Genomic DNA, 22,380 nt, shown 5'->3' with positions numbered 1-22,380 from the left:
GATGAATTTATCTGCACTAAAGCCAAGTTCTGATGTGTCAGAACTGATTACAAAAATTTTATTGGCTGCTTTAGCCGCAATTCTAATCGTATCAGCGTTGATTACCGTGTTCCCATTTTTATGGTCAGCATTACTATCAACAAGAGATCGTTCAGAAATATTCGGAACTGGCATCAGTTTGATGATGGGTGATAGCTTAACGGTTAACTATGAAAAATTGCTGGAAATTATGCCTTTTTGGCAAGCGATGTTTAACAGTATTTATGTGGCTTTTTTAGGTACCACTATCTCATTACTGTTTTGTAGTATGGGCGGTTACGCATTCGCTGTATTTAAATTTAAGGGCAAAAATGTGCTGTTTGGCATGTTAGTAGGGTCAATGATGATACCGCCTGTGTTGAGCCTGATACCTTACTTCATGATCGTTAAATTCTTAGGCTTAATGGATAACCATATGGCGGTATGGCTACCGTTCACAACAACACCATTTGGTATCTTCTTGATGCGTCAACACGTTATTGCATCGATTCCTAAAGAACTTTTAGAAGCGTCGAAGTTAGATGGAGCGGGTGAATTTAGAACTTATTGGAGTGTGGTGTTGCCATTGATGAAATCGGCATTAGCGACTTTAGCTATTGTTCAATTCGTGTTTTTCTGGAACTCATTTATGCAGCCTTTAGTTGTTCTAACCACTCCAGAAAACTACGTGATCACTCAGGCGCTAAGAAGTGTTCAAGGCATACCAAATACGCCATGGGGTGCGGTAATGCTTGGGACTACTATTTCTATATTACCGTTGATCACTGCCTACCTGTTTGCCTCCAAGCAGATGATAAGCGGATTAACCTCAGGTGCGGTGAAAGGCTAAAACGGTCTATAAGTGGTGAGACTTGATCAATTAGATAAGCTCTTATTAATTAACAGAACATGACGATTATTTAATGCGGCGTAAATGGAATGAGTAGTGTTGCTTAACATTTACGAGCGGAGACAAAATTATGGCGAATGTAGTATTTAAAAATGTTAAAAAATCCTTCGGTGATGTCGAAGTAGTGAAGCAGTTTGATTTTGAAGTTCAAGATGGCGAATTTGTCGTGTTTCTTGGACCATCAGGGTGTGGTAAGTCTACCACTCTGCGTATGCTCGCGGGTTTAGAGAGTATTACCGCAGGTGAGATTTACGTTGGCGGCAAGCTAATGAACAAAATTGATGCAAAAGACCGAGATTTGGCAATGGTGTTCCAAAGCTATGCGCTTTACCCTCATATGACGGTATATGAAAATATCGCATTTGCTCTGAAGTTAAAAGGCATGGCAAAAGCGGATATTGATGTTGAAGTTCGAAAAGCCACCAAAATGCTAGAGCTTGATCCATTACTTGATCGTAAACCCAAAGAGTTGTCTGGTGGACAACGTCAAAGGGTGGCAATGGGTCGAGCGATGGTAAGAACGCCGAAAGTGTTTCTGTTCGATGAGCCTTTATCCAACCTAGATGCCAAATTACGTGGCACTATGCGTGAAGAGATAAAACAGCTTCACCGTGAACTAAAAACCACCACTATCTATGTTACTCATGATCAAATCGAAGCCATGACATTAGCGGATCGCATTGTCATCTTAAAAGACGGTTATGTTGAGCAAGTAGGGACGCCTACGGATGTATTCAAACGTCCTGCTAACAAGTTCGTTGCTCAATTTATCGGTAACCCATCAATGAATATGCTTGATGCAAAACTGGTTGATACTAATGGCGATTGGGCGATTGAATTGGGTGATATTTCTATTCCATTACCTGAACGTTTTAAAGCTCACGCTAGTAAAAATTTAGCTTTACATTTAGGTATTCGTCCAACTGATCTGCATTTACGCAGCGAACAAGTAGACCATGACAGAGTATTACCTGTGCCGGTAGCAATTAAAGACAAAGAGCTATTGGGTGCCAGTATTTTGTTGAAAACCGTTGTGGCGAATCAACAAATGATGGTTGAAACGCAAGCAGCAGAAGTGGATGTATCAAGCGCTACTTTGTATATCGACCTCGATGCCATACATTTGTTTGATGCTTTGAGTGGTAAGTCGCTAGCGGTTTAACCAGATAGATAGAATTTAGATTAAGGTTTATTTGTGCTGTTGTTTAGGGCAGCACCTAAGGATTTAAGATGAAATTTGGCTTTTTTGATGATAAGCAAAAAGAGTATGTTGCAACCACTCCAGTCACTCCAATTAAGTGGAGTAACTATGTCGGTACACTTGATTTTGGTGGAATCGTTGATAGTAATGGTGGAGTACTGTTATGCAAGGGAGACCCTGCATTAAATCGTATCACAAAATATATAGCGCAAATGCCCAATTCGGATTTCAAAGGCTCAACCCTATATTTAAAAGTGCGTAACAAAGCTGGACATATAGAGATATTTTCACCATTTTTTACGCCGACTCTTAAGCCATTAGATAAGTTTGAAAATCATACTGGACTTTCATACAGCAAATTTGTTGCTGAAGCGTTTGGTGTGCGTAGCGAAGTTACGTTTTTTGTGCCGAAACATGATCAGGTGCTTTTACAAGATATTAAAATCACCAATATATCAGACCAAGAATTACATGTTGATGTTGTTCCTGTGTATGAATTTACCCATTTTGATGCTTTAAAACAGTTACTCAATGCTGACTGGGTTCCACAAACAATGACATTAAATGCGCATACTGAGCAGTCAGGGCACATTGTGTTAGAACAATATGCGTTTATGAAACGCGATTATGCGGTCAACCTTATGACAGCCGATAGAATTGCTACTTCGTTTGATGGTGATCGTCAACAATTTTTAGGTGATTTTGGTTATGGAAGCTGGGCGGCTCCGATGGCGCTAAACAATCCAGAACTAGGCAATTCTGAATGTATGCGCGGAGATAATATTGGTGCATTGAACTTACGCTTAGGTTGGTTAGATAAGGGGGCAACCGAGAGAACCGTCGTTCAATTGACTCAACAAGAGAGCTTTGCTCAAGCTCAGCCATTAATGGCTAAATATCGCGATCATAATAATGTTGATCAAGCTTTCACTGAACTTGGGCAAGATTGGGATAATTATTTGGACACACTGCAAGTCGACACGCCAGATGATTCGATGAACTCAATGCTTAATGTGCATAATCCACGTCAATGTCACACCACTAAGAATTGGTCTCGTTATTTGTCTTTGTATCAGCTTGGTTATGGCGCACGCGGTATCGGATTTCGTGATTCCTCACAAGATACTCTAGGTGTGATTGCACATATGCCAGAAGAAGCACGAGAACTAATGGAACGCCTTTTATCAGTGCAAAAGCGTGATGGTTCTGCTATGCACCAGTTTTTCCCATCAACAATGGAAGCCAATGAAGGTGATTCTAGGGAAGAAGAAGATCGTCCTAACTATTACGGCGATGATCATTTATGGATCATTTTTGCTGTCACACAGTATGTGAAAGAGACGGGCAATCATCAGTTTTTAGATAAAATCATTCCGTTTTATGAAAAAGGCAGCGATGAGCTACCATTAGAACACGCCAGTGTTTGGCAGCATCTATGCCGTTCAATTGAGTTTACTCGCAGCAATACCGGACCACACGGATTACCATTACTTGGTTTTGCTGATTGGAATGATACGGTTAATTTGCCAACCGGCGCTGAATCCTTGATGGTGGCAAACATGTACGGTAAAGCGCTACTGGATATGCTGGATCTATGTAAGTTACGTCAAGACAGTCAATTAACTGAACAGTTTTCCGCTCAATACAAACATATGCAAGCTATTGTCAACCAACATGGTTGGGACGGGGAATGGTATGTTCGCTATTATGATGAAAGCGGTCATCCCATTGGTTCAGAGCAAAATGAACAAGGTAAAATTTATACTAATGGCCAGAGTTGGCCGGTTATATCAGGTTTTGCAACCAAGCAACGAGCAACACAAGCATTGGATTCAGTGAATAATAAACTGAATACTGACAATGGCATTAAATTATCTACACCTGGTTATAACGGCTTCGAACCTCGATTGGGTGGAGTATCCACTTACCCGCCTGGAGCGAAAGAGAACGGCGGTATATTTTTGCATTCAAACCCATGGGTGATGATAGCAGAAGCAAAAATGGGTAACGGTGAGCGTGCTTATCAATATTACCGCCAGATTAATCCAGCGTCGAAAAACGATCAGCTTGATACCTTTGAGTCGGAACCATATTGTTACCCACAAAATATATTGGGCGACGAACATAAACAATTTGGTCTGGGTAGAAATGCATGGTTATCTGGTACTTCGGCTTGGACGTATGTTGCTGGCACACAATGGATTTTGGGTGTTAGACCAGAAATTGACGGCTTAGTTGTTGATCCTTGCATTCCTGCTAATTGGCCTGAATTTAGCGTAAAACGTAAATTCCGCGGTGCGATTTATCATATTCATGTTGCTAACCCTAATTCAGTTTGTAAGGGAGTAAAAAGCATGTTGGTCAATGGTGAGTCGATAGAAGGTAATAAGGCGCCTATCTTTACTACTGGTGAGCATAAAGTTGAAGTAGTACTGGGCTAAATCCGATAGAGCACTGAGTTTGCAAGGTTGATTTATACATACATAGAAGATAACCGGTGCTCTGTCTAAATAGAATTTACATTAGGTTTTGATGATGAGAAATACAATTCCGTATACGAGTTTTTCTGGAGTCTCAGAACAGATATGCGCACAAGGTAATGCGGTTGAATTTATTCAACCTTGGTATTCCCCTATTTCAACTACGCCGAGCAATACCGGAATGGCGATTGGTGGCATTGGTAGTACATTTACGTTAACGCCTTTGGGTAATACACCAAGTTTTTCTTTTATTCCAGGTATTTACATCGATAACAATGATAACCAATTCAATCTTAATGATTTTTTTGTATCTGTTGCCGATGAAATCAGTACAGAGCATTTAGTGATAGCGGATTTTGCTAAGTTGAGTCAGTTTATCCATTTTTACCCCGCTTTGTTCCAAGGTAGAACACTGGATTTAACCAGTTCGGATACGGCGCTAACAGCCATTAAAAATGCAGCTAATTCGGGTGGTTTTTATGCAGATAACGCGGAATATTTCACTAAATGGAGAATAGAGTTTACTAGCAAGACTCAAGCTGCAATTAAACAAGATGCCCGTTCAATAGATACTCAACTCTTAGTTATGCTAGATTTCTTTAATGGCCATGTAATAAATAAAACGGCTAAAAGTAAATCACTCACGGCTGACTCAAATCTGAAAAGTATCGAGGCAATTGCCGCTACAGATATTGAGTACCAAGCACTTTATCCGATAGCCGAATATCGATATTCGGCATTTGAAGAGATTAGCATTCAAAGAAAAGTGGTTTCACCTATAGTACGTGGCGATAAAAAATTATGCTCATTACCTATGCATTGGAACGAATTTGAAGTAACGAATTTAACCAAGCAAGTTAAAACCGTCACTATAGTTCAATCTTTAAAAAATTTGATAGGGTCGACGTATGCAAAACAACGCCCTGGCGTTCAAGATTCTGCTTGCGTATTGACACAAAACCCAATTAAACAGTCGCATAGCAATTATACCGCTCAAATTACCGATGATGGTTTCTTTTCTGGTGTATTGCTCGCTACCGAATCTCCTTATCAATCGGATATTGAGGGAGAAGTCTTGTTTGGCGTTCAAGTCGACTCTTCGTTGGTAAGTTCGCAAAATATTACCGTTTCAACTAAACCAACCGTTTACAGCGTTAATGAGCAAGATGCAGTGATCGATGCACTTAACAGTGGTCGTGTTAACAGTGCATTTGATACCGGAATTTATAGCGGCAGAGAAGCAATGTCTGCTTTGGTGGTGGTGCAGTTAGAACTTCAACCTAATCAAAGTTTAAACGTTAGATTTGTCCAAGTTATGGACCACAGCAAAATTTTGCTGCAAGACTGGCAAAGTGAAAAAGCTTACGCGCAATTTTACTCTCAAGACAATCGTGCAGTGACTATCTTGCAAGACAACCTGGCTGATTTAGACTCAATAGAGCAACAAATTATCGCTCAGCAACAGCGCTATTTTGAGCAGGCTAAACAAGCAATCGGCGACAACAGGTCTGCTGTCAATTTTTCAACCATGGCAATGAATACGTTGTCTTTCTTAGCTGAATCAACCGTTTGGGATATTGAAGATAAATTTCTAGTTAAAGAGTGTGTTGACTATCCTTTCTTTAACTCACTTGACGTCTATTTTTATGGTTCATTTTCATTATTGTATTTACTGCCTGAATTAGATGGTTGTGTGATGAAAGCGTTTTCAGAGGCAATACTGGCACAAGACCCAACTAAACGTCGTTTTTGGGAATACGAAGATAAACCGAATGCAGAATTAATTGATAGTAAATATCAAGGGGTAAGAGCAATTCGAGGGGCGGTTATTCATGATCTTGGTAGTCCTTTTGACATTAAGCCAGACGCTTATACTTGGCACAATGTAAAGGAATGGAAAGATCTTGCACCAAAATATGTGTTGATGGTTTATCGTCACTATAAGCAAACTGGTGACCTCTCAGTAGTGGAGTCATGCTGGCAAGCAGTAAAAGAAAGCGTCGATTACCTAGTGGATCTTATTGAAGAAGGGGACGCGTTACCACTGACCCGAGGCACTGATGACACCTTTGATAACTTAGCATCGCATGGTATTTCTGTTTATTGTGCCAGCTTGTGGGTCGCAGGTTTGCATGCAGCTAGTGAATTAGCAAAGTTGATGGATGAGACTAATTTAGCCGACGGCTATAGTGAACGGGCTAATGCTTCACTTATGGTTCTCGAACGAGGCTTATGGGATGAAGAAAAAGGTTATTTCCATTTCTATGTAACGCCAGTGCAGGCGAAACATTTGACTGGACAAAATTATCAACCTCTTACATCAATTGGCTTATTGTTAACAGGTAATACGATCGTTGACAAAGAGATTGTAAATGATTATTTAGATCAAGTTCCGCAAACAGATGGTCAGAGTAAAGTCGAAGCTCGTCGTGCTGCTAAAAAACAGCTTTTACAACTTGCACCAAAAGCATTTACGGACGCTTACGGTGCGATTATTGATATGGATTCTGACAACAGTTTTGGCGATGCGTTGTTAGCTGATAGTTATCTTAAATTATTAGGCATGAACGGCCTATTTAGTGAGAAAAAAGTAAGTCGTGCACTAGATTATGTCTACCAAACTAACTTTAAAGTAAATAGTCCAAAACTTGGCGTGGCGAATATGACATTGGCAAATGGTTTGCCGCATGAAGCATTTCAAGCTCAAGATGTATGGATTGGCGTTCAGTTTAGTGTCGCTTCAGCGTTACGGCTTGCAGGGAAAAATGACCAAGCAATAGAATTGATGGATACGGTATATGACGCTCTTTATCACCAGTCAAAAATCCCTTTTGCAGCTCCAGAAGGGTTTAACTGTTCAGTTATTGTTTCCGTTCAAGCATTGTGTGATCAATTTGATATTGATGAAGACATGGCTAAAAAATGGCATGCTAGATTAATCGAAACCGAGTGTTTGCTAAACGACTGTAGAGTGAATCCATATATTTCTGATGATATCAGTGTGTTTTCTAATCAAGTAGACACGGTCATCGATGGTAAGTTTATTGCTAAACTTCATGTGTGGTTACAAAACACAGGTTTGAAATATACCGCAGGCCGTTATTTTAGACCTGGAATGATATTTTCTTATTTGCCTGAGGCGCTGTAACCATTATTTTAAAGTGGAAAATTTTGTTCTTGTGTTAATAAAAAGACCACCGATGAAGGTGGTCTTTTTGTCGATTATTTGTTTAGTTTCTGGGTAGATTGCCGCACGATTAAATTGATCGGGGGCAAGCGACTAGAATGTCTTTCACCACTTAAAAAGTTTAATATTGAGTGCGCTGAAACGGTACCAATCGCTTCTATTGGTTGGCGTAATGTGGTTAATCCAGGCGTAAAATATTCAGACGTTGGTAAATCGTCAAAACCGATAACGGATATATCATCAGGTACTCTTAGACCATTATCATGAATGGCTTTAATCACGCCATAGGCACTGAGATCATTGGCGGCAAAAATAGCGGTAACTTTGGCTTTTTCATCATTCAATAGTTGTACTGTTTGTTGATAAGCGACAGCTGAACTAAAATCGCCTTGCTTTATTAACCTTTGGTTTGGTCTTAACCCTGCTTCTTTTAAGGCTCTTTTATAACCTTCGAACCTATGTAATGAGTCAGGTTGACTTGCGAGCCCTTTAATGTGACCAATATTTGTATGCCCCAACTGAAGTAGGTGTAAAGTAGCCATATACCCCGCTAATTCGTTGTCGATATTAATGCAACGGATTCTGTTTGCCTTTACTTCATAACCAACCGCAATTACCGGTATTTTCTCTGAAAAATCAATTAATTGCTTGTTAGTTAAGTTGCCGGTTACGACTATAAGTCCATCAATATTCTGTTGCGCTAAACTGGTTAAGGCATGAGTCTCTATTTTTTTATCCCAGTGACCAGAGGCAATAGTCAACTGATACCCCTGAGCGATAAGAACTTTCTCCATATCATTCAGTATTTGACTGGTAAAGGGACTGTCCGGATGTTGGACTAAAGCCCCGATTGTCATTGTGCGACGATTTCCAGTTTGAGCTTGTTGGTAAACTGGTTTGTAATCTAGAGTATTAATTGCATTTTCAATTTTTTGACTTTTATCATCAGAAACGTAAGTTGTTCTATTTAAAAAACGAGAAACCGTTGCTGGAGAAACTCCCGCTAGTTTAGCTACATCATATACCGTAGCGGTTTCTTTTTTCTTTCGCATAATTTAATAGCCTGAATAGTCGTTAGATGGACTAGTAGTTAAAAGGACAGTTAGTTAAAAGGACAGTCATCAATTTGTTATCTGGCTTTTATATTATCACAAGTGAGTGATTTTTTAATAAAAATAATTAACTGTTGTTTTTATTAATTATTAATATTGTTATGAAAGGTGTTGTTTTATCTTCTTTATATAGAAATGATTCATAAATTGGATGGGTTCTATTTTTAGTGTAAATGTATAAATTTATCTTTCTATAAAATGCAAATGAAGGATGTTGATTTTAAGTTGTTGTTTTTAATTTTTATTTGTCGTTTTTTGTATTGGTTTATCTGTCTGGTACTTATTGTTTTTATTTAGGTCGATAGTTTTTTTTACGATAATGGAGATTATATATTTAGATGATGAATTCATGGATCTATAATTTAGTGAGTAAGTAAGAAGGAAATAATTTTCTCTTGTATAAATAATTAACATTAGATTGGTTCTATTAATATCAATAATGATTTTCTTTCATGGTTTAGGTTAGGTGTTATCAAAGAGTAGACGAATAAAGTAGCTTGAATAAACAATCATTCTAGCCCATTGATTACTCATCCCAATTAATATCCTCCGTCGTTCCCCAATATAAATAGAAACCAAAGTCGTTATCTATTTTTTGAAATATCGATCAGTTTAATCGTTTGTCTATGGCGAAAAGACGCTACATTAGACAAAAGAGAAACCACATGATTTGAGTGTCAAACTTTAACGTTGGCTTTTAATTTATAATTAAATACAGATAGTTCTGATGTATATAATTATTTGTACAAGTACTGAATTTTAAAGGCTTTCAAGGGATTGACGGTCACTTCTATACCTATTAATAGTTAGTTTTAATCAAACAAATTGGTGGTATCTATTTGTAATATCAGCAAATTAGACAACAATATAGATAAAAGAAATATTATTTATTGATAGTCAAGATACACGTCAATGAATAGTTAGTAACATAACAGGTTTAAGGAGCTTCACCATGGAAACATTGAAAGTTAAAGACTATATGGTTCATCAAGCGGTTAAGTTTAGCCCAGAAATGTCTCTTTCTGCTGCCTTAGATAAGGTTATGAAGTCGCAGCATCTCGGCGGACCTGTTGTCGACTCAGATGGTCATGTTATTGGATTTTTATCAGAACAAGATTTGTTGAGTAATTTGATGAAGGTTGCTTATACAAGTCAAGAGACACATATTGTTGGTGACTGCATGTATAAAGAAGTGCTTTCTGTTAGTCCAGAATTGGGCATATTTGAATTGGCGGATATGATGAAAGTAGGCAAGCCAAAAGTATACCCAGTGGTTAGTAATGGTAAGTTGTTAGGCATTATTACGCGACGAGATGTACTTAAGGCAATAGGTAAAGCACTACAAACTAGTTTTAAAAATCAATTGTAATCATCATGCTGTAATGCAAAAGAAGGTGTTTAGGTGCCTTCTTTGGGTTGGTTTCTTGATTTGAGGACATACACCAAATATTCTTTTTTAGAGAAGCGGAAATAAATAGTATTAAAGGACACACACCATAAAACGCAAAATATAGAAATGAGTTTAAAATAAATGGTGTTGTTACAATCTACATGTAGATGAATAAATAAGTTGATGTTGGAGAGAAAGTCTGTGGTTATTTACATTCCCAAATAGTAAGAAGACTAACCAGTCTTAAACTGGCGTAGGGAGGGGAGATACTATTTTCACTAAGATTTTATTCGAGTTTATATAAGTGAATTTTAGTTCGATCAAATGCCGTTTTTGCTAGGATCAGGCTATTCGCAGAGCCTATGGCTGTTGCTCGTTTTTGTTCCAATCGAGAACAGACATGTAACCAGTTTTGTTGGTTGATATTCAATCGTTGTAGGATCGGGGGCAAGGTTTCACCCATCGATGCTCTGTTCTCTCGGAATTGCCTTGCTGTCCAGTCAACTAATTCTAGATAATCGAGTAATTTGAAAGGCAGACCACTGTGCATTTTGTTGTCTGATTGACCAATGAATGGATGCAAGCACGGTGGGGTAAACTCATCACTGTTGAGTGTCTCTAACCTCAATTTAATGGACGTGTATTCTGACGCCTCAATTGTTTTTGCTACACCAGAACGAATCGGATTTAAGTCAACATACGTCATTGCGGCCGCGAGGGCGTTTTCATCCAACAAAGCCTGACTTTTGAATCGACTTTCCCAAAAGTGCCCAGTGCATTGGTCTTCTTGATTCGCCTTACAGGCAATGTCGTAGTTGAGCTCTTTCATAAACCAACTTAACGACCATAATCGTGTACGCCATACCTCAATGATTTCGTGACACTTTTTTTGCTCTGCTTGGCTGGTTAGCTGATGGTTCAGCCAATGTTGAATTAAATCGGGCAGTTTATGTTGAAACTGCCACCGTTGAACTACGCCTAACTGAGACAGTGCGTTAGCTTTATCGCGATTAATATGTACCACTAAATGATAGTGATTATGCATTACGGCATAGGCACAAATATCGATGCAATAAGTATAAGTCAGCGCTTGTATTTTATGCTCAACCCACTCTCGTCGATGCTCATAGTTGATATTGGAGGCGGTATCAAAACCGCATAAAAAACTGTGCCTGACACATCTAGAGACACAGTGATAATAGGCTGTTGCTTCCAAAGAAATGAGTTGTTTTCGTGCCGTCGTCATGGTGATCCTTATGTGTTTTGTACCACGATAACAAGATGAGTAATGAAAGACAGTTGAGTGTGTAGAAATTGAACAAGCTTGACAGAAAACCAGTCGTTTTCTCAGACTATTTGGTGTGTGTCCTTGTATTTGCTTGTATTTGAGTATCTGCTAACCAGTGGGTGTTTGAAATGGGGCCAATCCCGTTTTTGAACTGTTACTTTTGGTGTGTGTCCTTGTTTGCGGCAATGATGACTGCGCAACTAAACTGATGTGTATCATGGAACACTACTTTTTTAATGGTTTTTATACCTGAGTTAAAAGAAGTTTGATCTATCACTACAAAAACAAGGGTCGAATTATCACATAATGAGGATAGATGGATTGGTAGTCACCAATCTTAATTTTGTCACCTCTAAGATGGAAATATAGCCACATTATGCGACAGTATTTGAAGTATCTTATTCCTTTAGTTATCCCTTTATTCATTCTAGTATTACCTTTGTCTGCTTTCCCATTTGAAGGTATGACACTTATACAACAGCGTGTTATTGCCATATTTTTACTCGCTGCTCTATGTTGGGTATTCGAGCCAATTCCTATTTATGCGACATCGGTTGTGATTATTGTTCTAGAACTGTTGATGCTCTCTGATAAAGGTATTATTTTTTTCAGGCTTGCAGAAGGAACAGCCGAATTTGGAGAGTTGCTTAGCTACAAAGATATAATGGCAACATTTGCTAGTCCGATTATTATGTTGTTTTTAGGTGGTTTTTTTCTTGCAATGGCTGCTACCAAATATCGTCTAGATGTAAATCTTGCTCGGGTATTACTCAAGCCATTTGGTTCGGATCCTAAGTTTGTCATGCTTGGTTTAATGTTGATCACTGGCATTTTCTCTATGTTCATGTCCAATACGGCGACAACAGCAATGATGCTATCTATTTTGACACCTGTACTTGCGGTATTTGGGCGAGGTGATCCTGGGCGTATTGCTTTCGCACTTTGTATTCCAGTAGCCGCTAACATTGGTGGCATAGGTACTCCCATCGGTACTCCACCTAATGCTATTGCACTTAAATATTTGGTTGGTGATAACCTAATTACTTTTGGTGAATGGATGACATTCGGAGTACCGTTTGTGGTGATTATGATGGCGATTGCTTGGGTTCTGATCAACAAGCTATATGGGGCTAACCAAAAAGCGATTAATCTGAATATTAAAGGTAAATTCCTAAAGACACCTAAAGCCATAACAGTCTATATTACCTTTGGGTTAACGATTTTATTATGGCTCATGGGCTCTATTCACGGCATGAACTCTTACACTGTTGCTTTAATTCCTGTCGCAATTTTCTCCATCACTGGCATTATCAATAAAGAGGATCTTAAGAAAATATCTTGGGATGTGTTGTGGCTAGTTTCTGGTGGTATCGCGCTTGGTTTGGCGCTAGATAAAACAGGGTTAGCTAGGCTAATGGTACATAGTATTCCCTTTGATGCTTACTCTCCTTATATCGTTTTGTTTGGTGCGGCTTTCTTGTGCTTGACTATGGCAAACTTTATGTCTCATACCGCTACTGCTAACTTACTTATGCCCATTATGGCAGCTTTAGGTGCTTCTATGACATCTCTTGCTCCTTTAGGGGGTGAAATGACGTTAATCTTAGTGGTTACATTCGCTGCTTCTTTGGGTATGTCTTTACCTATAAGTACACCACCAAATGCACTGGCTCATGCTACGGGTAATGTTGAAAGTAGTCAGATGGCAAAAGTAGGCGTGATTATGGGAGTTATTGGTGTTTTAGGTAGCTTTCTCTTGGTTTGGATATTAAACGTCGTTGGTTTTATCGGATAATTTATGAATGAAAACAAACTCAATCGTTTGGTTCGATGTTACTTTAGCCAAGCCGAAAGAAGGTTAACGGTTACGGCGGGAGAGTCAATTATATTGCAAGGTTCGACTAATGAAAGGCTTTACTATGTGTGGCAAGGGGAGATAGAAGGGTATATTTTTGACCAAGAAACAGAACATCAGATCAAAGTTTTTAATGGAACAGCAGGCAGTTTTTTAGGCGTACACAGCTTTTTTTCTGAAACCCTAGTGGCATCGTCGACAGTGTTAGCTAAAACTGACGTCGATTTAGCTTGGATCGATACCAACACAGTCGCAGTGGAAGCGGAATATTATGGTCCTTTAACCGCTCAATTTACTCCAGTGATTGTTAATGAGTTATCGCGACGCCAGATGAGAGCGATGCGTGAATCGATCGCAAAAGAAGAGGCGTTACAAAAGCTTTATACCGCTGAACAGATGACCACGTTAGGTCAGTTAGCTGCTGGGATTGCTCATGAGCTCAACAATGCAGTTGGAGTGCTTAATAGTAAAACTGAAAGAATGCAATCGGTTATTATTCAGTTATTAGGAGAGTGTCATCCAGAAGCGGATGTTTTTTTACAACAAGGGTTAATTCAAGGACAGATTGCTAGTTCTAGTGACATACGTCAACGAACAAAGGAAATTCAGCAGCAATTTTCTATATCTAAACCGCTGGCTAAATCTATTGCGCGGGCGTTACCTCGCGGAGAAGTGCCACAAAAGTGGCTAGATAATCCAATCCAAGCCGCTCGTTTTTGGGAAATAGGCCGTGATTTGCATGATATGCGTTTAGCAGCCAAACATTCTGTCGGTATTGTTAAGTCGGTTAAACAACTTGGACGTACCGATATCGATACTGATGAATGGCTAGATATTAATGAATCAATAAACAAAGCGCTTGCGTTACTACAAAGTGATTTGAGGAGAGTAACAGTACATTTGAGCCCTGCCAATCTCCCTCAATTCAAAGGGTCATCAACTGAATTAGTGCAGGTGTGGACCAATATAATAAAAAATGCATGTGACGCCATGGAAAATACACCTGAACCGATGATAGATATTGCGACTCGTTGCGTTAATCAACGTATTTTAATCACGATATCGAATAACGGCCCGGAAATGAATGAGTCGACAAGGCGACAGATTTTTCAACCTAATTTTACGACAAAAAAAGGTGGATTATCCTTTGGTTTAGGGCTTGGGCTTTCGATTGTAAGTAGAATTGTTAGTGGCTATAACGGAAGTATTGCGGTTAAAAGCAGTACAGAAAAAACCATTTTTAGAATCAAATTACCTGTCGAGGAATAATATGGACAAGTTAAACCTGATATGTGTAGACGACCAGCGTGAAGTATTAAGCGCAGTATTACAAGACCTTGCTCCATTAGGTACTTGGTTAAACATAGAAGACTGCGAATCAGCTGATGAAGCATTAGAATTGATGGATGAATTTGATTCTGATGGTGAATTTGTCGCTTTGGTTATCTCTGATCATGTGATGCCAGGCAAAACAGGGGTCGAGCTGTTAACGGAAATATCACAAGACCAGCGATTTTCCACCACGAAGAAAATTTTGTTAACCGGGCAAGCCACACATCAAGATACGATTACTGCTATTAATTTAGCAAGAATTGAGAGTTATTTTGAAAAACCTTGGAGTGCAGATGTTTTACGGGAACGTGCGAGAACACTCATTACTGAATTTATTTTTGACCAAGGACTTGATTATACAGATTACCAAGGTGACCTTGACCAGAATGTAGTTTTGGCCCGTTTAAGATAATTTTTGTGTATGCCAAAAACTAAAGCTTGACCTTGGAGTTTACTCCAAGGTTTATGCTTGTGGTATCCATTCAATACCATTTGTTTCAAATGGAATAACGGAGATACCATGGTTAGCAAAAATAAAGATTGTCAAGCAACGACAACGCCGATAATAAATAATATTCACAAGGTTTCTAACCCAATAATTACAGCTGTTAAAGTTGTTCCTAGTGAAACTGATAATTGTTGCACCAATAGTAGTGATGCGTGTTGTGATAGCATTAATGATTCATGTTGCTCTAGTGAACAAAGTAGCAATTGTAGTGTAAAAGATACGGCAAAGACGTCGGATTTCACCAATATAGAGTCACTGTATACGCAAAGTTGGAAAGTGGAAGGAATGGACTGTCCTGCCTGTGCTCGACAAATAGAAAAAGCAGTGATCAGTCTTAGTGGCGTAGTTGAAGTAAAAGTACTTTTTGCTACGGAAAAGTTAGTAGTGAAATACGATAGAACGTCTGTACTTGAACAAGTAGAGGCAGTTGTAAACGACAACGGTTTTATATTACATGATAATAGCGATTATCAGGCTGCTTCCAAAGAGCTTGGCACTCAGTCGCTTCTCAAACAGAATATTACGGTGATTTCCCTTGCGGTCGCTATGGCGTTTTCCTTCGCTGTACAAAGCGTCTTTCCACAATTTAGTCATTGGTCATTCGTAGCCATTTGTCTTTTAGGTCTTATTCCTATTGCTAAAAAATCCTTAGCGTTAGCCAAATCAGGTTCGCCATTTTCGATTGAAACCTTGATGAGTTGCGCTGCAATTGGTGCTTTATATCTTGGTGAAAGTGCCGAAGCTGCAATGGTGCTGTTGCTATTTTTATTAGGTGAAAAATTAGAAGGGTATGCTTCTTCTCGCGCTAGAAGTGGTGTCCAGTCGCTGATGTCGTTAGTTCCCGAACAAGCGATCAAAATTATTGATAATGAAAGAATTGAAGTTTCAGTAAGCTCATTGGTTCCTGGCGATATGATTGAAGTTTCTCCGGGCTCTCGCTTACCTGCAGATGGTGTGATTCAATTTAGTGCCAGTTTTGATGAGAGTGCTTTAACAGGTGAATCACTCCCCGTAGAACATTTTGCAGGTGATCAAGTCATGGCAGGTTCAGTTGTTGTGGATAAAGTGGTTCGTTTGAATGTGACTTCTCAACAAGGTGAAAATGCGATTGACCGTATCTTGCATTTAATTGAAGAAGCAGAATCTCACAAAGCACCACTAGAACGATTTTTAGATAAATTTAGCCGCTGGTACACGCCGGCAATGATGTTGTTGGCTCTTCTCGTGATCATCACCCCTCCGTTAATTTTTTCTCAGCCATGGGATACATGGATATATAGAGGACTGGCTCTGCTATTAATTGCCTGCCCTTGTGCTTTGGTTATCTCAACACCTGCAGCTATTACCTCAGGTTTAGCGGTTGCTGCAAAAAGAGGCGCATTAATCAAAGGTGGAGCGGCACTTGAACAATTAGGTCGAATAAAAACCATTGCTTTTGACAAAACGGGTACCTTAACCAAAGGCGAACCAAATGTAACAGACGTGCTGCCGTATGCTGATATTAATCGTGATGAACTTCTTCAAATATCAGCGTCAATAGAAGTAGGCTCAACTCATCCTCTTGCTCGTTCTTTAGTAAAATATGCAGAGAGTCAAAAGTTGAATTTATTCGATGCGCATGACAAAAGTGCGATTGCTGGTGTTGGGGTGAGCGGAGTTATTGATAGAGTGTCTTATCAGATAGTGGCGCCAAGTAAGGTGACACTGTCTCTTTCTCCTTTTGTTCAGCAACAAATTGAGTCTTTGGAGCAAGCTGGAAAAACGGCGGTTGTCGTGGTCAGAACAGACTTAACACCAATAAGCGAAATAATAGGGCTTATTGCATGGCAAGATACGTTACGTGATGATGCTAAAGAGGGGATTGCTAAGTTACATCAATTAGGAATTCGTACTTTAATGCTCACTGGTGATAATGCTCGAAGTGCCAAAGCTATCGCTGACCTAATTGGTGTTGAATTCAAAGCAGGTTTGTTACCTCAGGATAAAGTTAAACAGATCCAGAAGTTAGCGAAGGAAGATCATGTTGCGATGATTGGAGATGGAATAAATGACGCACCAGCAATGAAAGCCGCATCTATTGGTATAGCAATGGGCAGTGGAACCGATGTTGCTCTGGAAGCTGCAGACTCAGCATTGACGCACAACAGACTGACAGATATTGCAGATATTATTATTTTGTCTCAGGCCACACTTACAAACATTCGGCAGAATATAGCGTTAGCACTAGGTCTAAAACTGGTGTTTTTAATTACTAGTCTTTTAGGGCTCACTGGCTTATGGATGGCAGTATTAGCCGATAGTGGTGCGACATTTTTGGTTACAGTAAATGCATTAAGGTTACTGCGTTCTTAATGCATTTGCTAAGATTAAATATGCAGTAACATACCGTTTATTGATTAAACTTAACAATTAAATGAGATCTAGATCCCATTAATATGTAACGCTTGGTTTGTAATTGTTTATATGTGTGACTTTAATCACTAACTTTATAGTGTTTGTCCGCTACAGTTTAAGGGTAAACGTTGTGTATATTCTGGGTTAGAAAAATGCTAACGCCAATTAAAGGAGCAATTTATGTCCCAACCTGTATTTCATCTTGGTATTACTGCGGCCGATCTTAAGGGCGCAACTGTTGCGATTATTCCCGGTGACCCTGATCGTGTGCCTAAAATCGCAGCTGAAATGGAAAATGCAATCCAATTAGCAAGTCATCGTGAATATAATGTATACCTAGCTGAATTGGATGGTAGCCCTGTTGTGGTGTGTTCAACTGGTATTGGTGGCCCTTCTACATCTATTGCGGTAGAAGAGTTAGCCCAGTGTGGCGTGCGTACATTTTTGCGTGTCGGAACGACTGGAGCTATTCAATCTGATGTAAATGTTGGTGATATGATTGTTTCTACCGGTTCTGTTCGTTTAGATGGTGCCAGTACTCATTTTGCTCCACTAGAGTTTCCTGCCGTAGCTAACTTCGAAGTGGCAACGGCAATGAAAGAAGCGGTAGAAGAGTCTGGTGCAAAAGTACACATGGGCGTTACCGCATCGAGTGATACTTTTTATCCGGGCCAAGAACGTTACGATACGTTTTCAGGTCGAGTGGTCAAGCGTTTCCAAGGTTCAATGCAAGAATGGCAAGATATGGGGGTACTCAACTTTGAAATGGAATCAGCAACGTTATTTACTATGTGTGCCAGTTCTGGTTTAAAAGCAGGTTGTGTCGCTGGTGTTATTATTAATCGAACTCAAAAAGAAATCCCAGACCATGTAACGCTAAAAGAGACAGAAACACGCTCTATTCAAGTGGTGATTTCTGCTGCACGTAAGATGTTATAACGTTGAGTTTTCTGTAAAGATTACTTGCGTACATGATAGGAATATCGCATCGAGACCAAGGATAAGCCTTAGTCTCAATGCGATTAAGTACTATAAATATTATTAAGTACTATAAATATTATTAAGCACGATAAATGTGTGTAGATTCAATTGTGATATTGAATGACATTACTTTCTAGACTTCTTCGTGACCACCAGCATCGCTGAACCAATTGGCTAAATGTGTTTTTAAATCTTTTAATTCGTCTGGGCCAATCAACGCCAACCCTAAATCTTCTGCACGAGTGATATCATTGTGTCTAAGAGGGCGGAAACTGACAAGCATTGCTCTTGCTTGAATTCCACCAAGCAAATCTCGCAACGATTCTAATTTGTATAAAGTGTCGTCACCATCATCGCGCATACCTTTGGTTTTACATTCAATAATATGCAGTTTATTGTTTACTACTGTAGCAACATCGAGTTCATTTCTTACTTCACGCTCGCCTAATTGGCGATATACCTGAACATTTAATGAATGGTCTTGAATGGTAGGGAGTTCGTCTTGAATTTGTTTTACAGTACTGTGAACCAACGTTTCTAACCATTCGCCATTTGAAAAACGTCTAGCATCCTCACTGGCAAACGTTAATACGCCATTTTTATACGTGGCTAGATCTGTATCAACGAGATCTGATAGCAGCATGTTAACCTCACGGTAACCTTGCTGTTTTTCAGTTAATGCTACATCTAACTTTTGTTCTTTTCGACACGTAGTAGCAAGGTAATTTAACGTAGCAAGACCTGGGCCTAATTCTAAAGCGTTGCCAGCCCACCGTTTGCCGAGTTGATAAAGCTGTTGATCTAGATTCTCTGATATTTCTACTTCATTGAATTCTGCTCTAGCACCAAAAACGGTTAAGTAATCTGAGATTGTAATGTGGTCTTGTAGTTGAGCATCTTTATACTCTTCAGGATAAATCCAACATATTTTGTCACTATTTGGTTCTACAACAAAAATCTCCCAGTCATTACGTCGAAACATTTCATACACGGTTAGTAGTCGATGTCTTAATCCACAACTGGCATTAAGTTTAATAATAGATCCTCGTTGAAGTAGATTCTCTTCTAGTTGATGGACCGCCTTGATTATAAGCGGAGTATCAACAATTGAAGGAATTTCAAAGAACTCAGCTTTAATGTCACGCTTATCTAGTACGTATTTTAGGCGTTGGAAAATAGCATGTTGGCTCTTATCACCAATGAATATGATATGTTCGCAAATCGCCCTTTTATCAAAAAGAGGCGTAATTAAGCGAATAGGATCTTTGTCAATTATTCCGACATGAATAGCCATCTAACATCCTTACAAATTTATAAGTAACGGCCTGCATAAACATGAGAGTGAAAAGATTCGCTGGCCTAATATATAACATATGGGATTAACTCGTTAAAAAACAAGGGCGAGACTTGAAGATTTCACCCTCATCTCATTTTCAAATTGCCTTAAAAAATGAGGTGACGAAATCGGTTTTAATATTGTGATTTAATGGGGTATAACGCATACTAAAAAAAATAATTGGTATGAATGGAGTAAAGAATGGCTGAAGAAACCATTTTTAGCAAAATTATCCGCAAAGAAATTCCGGCAGATATTGTTTTTCAAGATGAGCTAGTGACTGCGTTTAGAGATATCAGTCCGCGAGCGCCTAGTCATATTCTTATTATTCCTAATAAGTTAATTCCAACAGTTAACGATATCGAGCACGAAGATGAGTTAACTTTAGGGCGAATGTTTACTGTGGCGAAAAAAATAGCAAAAGACGAAGGAATCGATGAAGATGGATATCGTCTTATTATGAACTGTAATGCTCATGGTGGACAAGAAGTCTATCATATTCACATGCACTTGGTTGGCGGTCATCCATTAGGGCCTCTTCTAATTGGTTAAGTTATTGTTTAATTTAAGCTCATGTATCTAAGTAAGCCTATGCTAAATAAAATGTTTCGATTAGTAAGAGTTGCGGGGTTATCTGCAGTCGTTACGGCTTGTTCTTCTCTTTCTATGGGGAATCTATTTAGCCACTACAGTGTGCAAAATCAACAGGTTTATTCGGCACTGCTTTCTGGACAGTACCAACAAGCAGTTGATAATTTACCCGATTCTATTGCTGGTGATATTCTGGATAATATGGAAAAGGGGCGAGTTAATTTACTTGCTCAAGATTACCCACAAAGCAAGTCTTTTCTCGAGAGCAGTGAATATGCAATTCGAACTCAACAAGAACAAGCGGTTGTTTCTTTGAGTGAAACAGCGTCAAGTGTCGGTTCTTTAGCTGCTAATGATAACGTAACTTCTTACTATCCAGCAGACTATGAAGTTGGCTTTCTACATCTGTATTTGGCGCTAAATTATTTACAAGAAAATTCTTTAGAAGGGGCATTAGTCGAAGTCCGTAAAGCGAATCAGGTGCAAGAGCAAGCGAAGAAAACCAGAGAGGCGGATTTGGCAGCAGCGCAACAGCAAATGAAAGATGATGGTTTGAGCCCGAACCTTGGTTCTATTTTGTCTCAATATCCTGATGCTGGAGAGCAATTACAAGCAGTGCAAAATGGCTATTTACTGTTTATTTCCGCCTTACTTTATGAAACAGCAGGTGAGCTAAATAATGCCTATGTTGACTATAAACGAGCCTTAGCAGTGATGGCTGATAATCGTGAAATTATCACCAGTACTGTGCGAGTAGCTAGAAAACTTGGGATGAGTGATGACTTGGTCCAGTTAGCGGCTCAATATGGTGAGCTTGTTTCTACGCAAAACAAAGCACAGAAACAAAGTACTGGCAGAATTATTGTCATTGATGAGCAAGGAGTTGTTTCAGCTAGACAAGGTTGGAAGCAATCTTTGCCAATTTATACCAGTGGTAACTGGTCTTATTTTAGCCTTTCTTTACCTTATTATCCAAAGCAGGCTAGTCAGTCGTTTGCTACGCTTAAGATAAACGGTCAACCAGTACGTGAATCTCAGCTGGTCGATGTTAATTTAATGGCGCAACAGGATTTGACTGAGAGAATGCCGACTCTTCTGTTTCGTCAGGCACTAAGAGTTGTGGCAAAGGAACAAGTCCGCAGAGAAGCAGCGAAAGCAGATGATGTTGGTAACTTACTAGTTAATGTATGGAACGTGTTAACCGAGCAACCTGATACACGCAGCTGGCAAACGTTACCTGCTGCAGTTTATAGTAGTCAAGAACAATTAAAACCGGGTGAATATGAATTGGAGTTTGGTAAAAATACTTATAAAGTAGAGTTATTCGAAGGCAAAACCGTATTGGTTTGGATCTCAAGACAAGGGACAAACGCAACGGTTTGGCATAAGCAACTAGGGAGTTTGTAATGAAGAAGTTAGCAGTAGTGCTAATCATGGCTATGGCCTTAATTGGTTGCTCTAAAAATTCTGCGGGATTGAGCATTGATGGTCAGTCACAAAACGTTATGTTTGGTGATGCCGTTCTTGGTGGTCGGTTACTTGTCGATAACATCGCAACGAAAGATGCGGAAGGGCATGCACGAGGTATTGTTACCTTAACCAGCCAATATACAGGTGATCAGTATATTCAATATCGTTTTTATTGGTACGATGATGATGGGTTAGAAGTCAATACTAAACAAGCGGCTTGGAAGCAAAAAATTGTCAGAGGCTTTGAGACGCTCTCTATTTCTGAAGTATCGATTAATCCAAATGGTAAACAATTCCGTGTTCAAATACGTGAAGCAAATAAGTAAG

Annotated in this window: 16 protein-coding genes; 13 read left to right on the top strand and 3 right to left on the bottom strand. The window is 39.2% G+C overall.

Going from position 1 to position 22,380, the window contains the following annotated elements; translation table 11 throughout:
* Position 1: 1 nt before the first annotated feature.
* The 4 genes from R3X26_RS01405 (at position 2) to R3X26_RS01390 (ending at position 7,757) form a co-directional block, all read left to right on the top strand.
* Complete coding sequence (locus R3X26_RS01405) at positions 2 to 868, top strand: carbohydrate ABC transporter permease (RefSeq protein WP_317715327.1); 867 nt, start codon at positions 2 to 4, stop codon at positions 866 to 868.
* A 130-nt stretch (positions 869 to 998) separates the two neighbouring features.
* The gene (locus R3X26_RS01400) at positions 999 to 2,090 is read left to right on the top strand and encodes a sn-glycerol-3-phosphate ABC transporter ATP-binding protein UgpC (RefSeq protein ID WP_317715326.1); all 1,092 of its coding nucleotides are present in this window, start codon (positions 999 to 1,001) and stop codon (positions 2,088 to 2,090) included.
* Positions 2,091 to 2,158: 68 nt separating this feature from the next.
* Positions 2,159 to 4,570 carry a GH36-type glycosyl hydrolase domain-containing protein gene (locus R3X26_RS01395; RefSeq protein WP_317715325.1) on the top strand — a complete coding sequence of 804 codons (2,412 nt, stop codon included), beginning with the start codon at positions 2,159 to 2,161 and terminating at the stop codon, positions 4,568 to 4,570.
* A gap of 94 nt (positions 4,571 to 4,664) precedes the next feature.
* Positions 4,665 to 7,757 carry a GH116 family glycosyl hydrolase gene (locus R3X26_RS01390; protein ID WP_317715538.1) on the top strand — a complete coding sequence of 1,031 codons (3,093 nt, stop codon included), beginning with the start codon at positions 4,665 to 4,667 and terminating at the stop codon, positions 7,755 to 7,757.
* 74 nt (positions 7,758 to 7,831) lie between these two features.
* Here the strand turns inward: R3X26_RS01390 and R3X26_RS01385 are convergent, their stop codons facing one another.
* Positions 7,832 to 8,848 (bottom strand): LacI family DNA-binding transcriptional regulator, encoded by a 1,017-nt coding sequence (locus R3X26_RS01385; protein ID WP_317715324.1) that lies wholly within the window; start codon positions 8,846 to 8,848, stop codon positions 7,832 to 7,834.
* A 1,012-nt stretch (positions 8,849 to 9,860) separates the two neighbouring features.
* Between R3X26_RS01385 and R3X26_RS01380 the strand changes: the two genes are divergently transcribed.
* Positions 9,861 to 10,277 (top strand): CBS domain-containing protein, encoded by a 417-nt coding sequence (locus R3X26_RS01380; RefSeq protein WP_317715323.1) that lies wholly within the window; start codon positions 9,861 to 9,863, stop codon positions 10,275 to 10,277.
* Between the two features lie 307 nt (positions 10,278 to 10,584).
* Here R3X26_RS01380 and R3X26_RS01375 read toward each other — a convergent pair whose 3' ends face one another.
* Positions 10,585 to 11,544: a transposase gene (locus R3X26_RS01375; protein WP_317715322.1), complete on the bottom strand. Its 960-nt coding sequence runs from the start codon at positions 11,542 to 11,544 to the stop codon at positions 10,585 to 10,587.
* 418 nt (positions 11,545 to 11,962) lie between these two features.
* On the opposite strand from R3X26_RS01375, the gene R3X26_RS01370 reads away from it, so the two are divergent.
* The 5 genes from R3X26_RS01370 to udp all read left to right on the top strand — a co-directional run bounded on the left by R3X26_RS01370 (position 11,963) and on the right by udp (position 18,614).
* On the top strand, positions 11,963 to 13,381 hold the full coding sequence (locus R3X26_RS01370; RefSeq protein ID WP_317715321.1) for an SLC13 family permease: 1,419 nt from the start codon (positions 11,963 to 11,965) through the stop codon (positions 13,379 to 13,381).
* Between the two features lie 3 nt (positions 13,382 to 13,384).
* Positions 13,385 to 14,710 (top strand): ATP-binding protein, encoded by a 1,326-nt coding sequence (locus R3X26_RS01365; RefSeq protein ID WP_317715320.1) that lies wholly within the window; start codon positions 13,385 to 13,387, stop codon positions 14,708 to 14,710.
* Between the two features lies 1 nt (position 14,711).
* Entirely contained in the window at positions 14,712 to 15,185 is a 474-nt protein-coding gene (locus tag R3X26_RS01360; protein ID WP_317715319.1) for a response regulator, read from the top strand.
* A 108-nt stretch (positions 15,186 to 15,293) separates the two neighbouring features.
* The gene (locus R3X26_RS01355) at positions 15,294 to 17,633 is read left to right on the top strand and encodes a zinc/cadmium/mercury/lead-transporting ATPase (protein WP_317715318.1); all 2,340 of its coding nucleotides are present in this window, start codon (positions 15,294 to 15,296) and stop codon (positions 17,631 to 17,633) included.
* Positions 17,634 to 17,855: 222 nt separating this feature from the next.
* Complete coding sequence (gene udp / locus R3X26_RS01350; RefSeq protein ID WP_317715317.1) at positions 17,856 to 18,614, top strand: uridine phosphorylase; 759 nt, start codon at positions 17,856 to 17,858, stop codon at positions 18,612 to 18,614.
* Between the two features lie 175 nt (positions 18,615 to 18,789).
* Here the strand turns inward: udp and R3X26_RS01345 are convergent, their stop codons facing one another.
* Positions 18,790 to 19,950: a DUF1887 family protein gene (locus R3X26_RS01345; RefSeq protein ID WP_317715316.1), complete on the bottom strand. Its 1,161-nt coding sequence runs from the start codon at positions 19,948 to 19,950 to the stop codon at positions 18,790 to 18,792.
* A gap of 243 nt (positions 19,951 to 20,193) precedes the next feature.
* Here R3X26_RS01345 and hinT point away from each other — a divergent pair, with 243 nt between their 5' ends.
* From hinT to R3X26_RS01330, 3 genes are read left to right on the top strand one after another with little or no spacing between them, the layout of a single operon-like run.
* Complete coding sequence (gene hinT / locus R3X26_RS01340; RefSeq protein WP_317715315.1) at positions 20,194 to 20,544, top strand: purine nucleoside phosphoramidase; 351 nt, start codon at positions 20,194 to 20,196, stop codon at positions 20,542 to 20,544.
* A 51-nt stretch (positions 20,545 to 20,595) separates the two neighbouring features.
* Positions 20,596 to 21,990, top strand: coding sequence for a hypothetical protein (locus R3X26_RS01335; protein WP_317715314.1), 1,395 nt, complete (start codon positions 20,596 to 20,598; stop codon positions 21,988 to 21,990).
* Complete coding sequence (locus R3X26_RS01330) at positions 21,990 to 22,379, top strand: YcfL family protein (protein WP_317715313.1); 390 nt, start codon at positions 21,990 to 21,992, stop codon at positions 22,377 to 22,379. The genes R3X26_RS01335 and R3X26_RS01330 overlap by 1 nt, the downstream gene beginning before the upstream one ends.
* Position 22,380 lies beyond the last annotated feature (1 nt).

This window comes from Vibrio sp. TH_r3 (genome assembly GCF_033101115.1).
In the GTDB taxonomy this organism is placed as follows: Bacteria; Pseudomonadota; Gammaproteobacteria; order Enterobacterales; family Vibrionaceae; genus Vibrio.
Note: the sequence above shows the minus strand (reverse complement) of the source record. Positions and strands in the feature narration are given on the sequence as shown.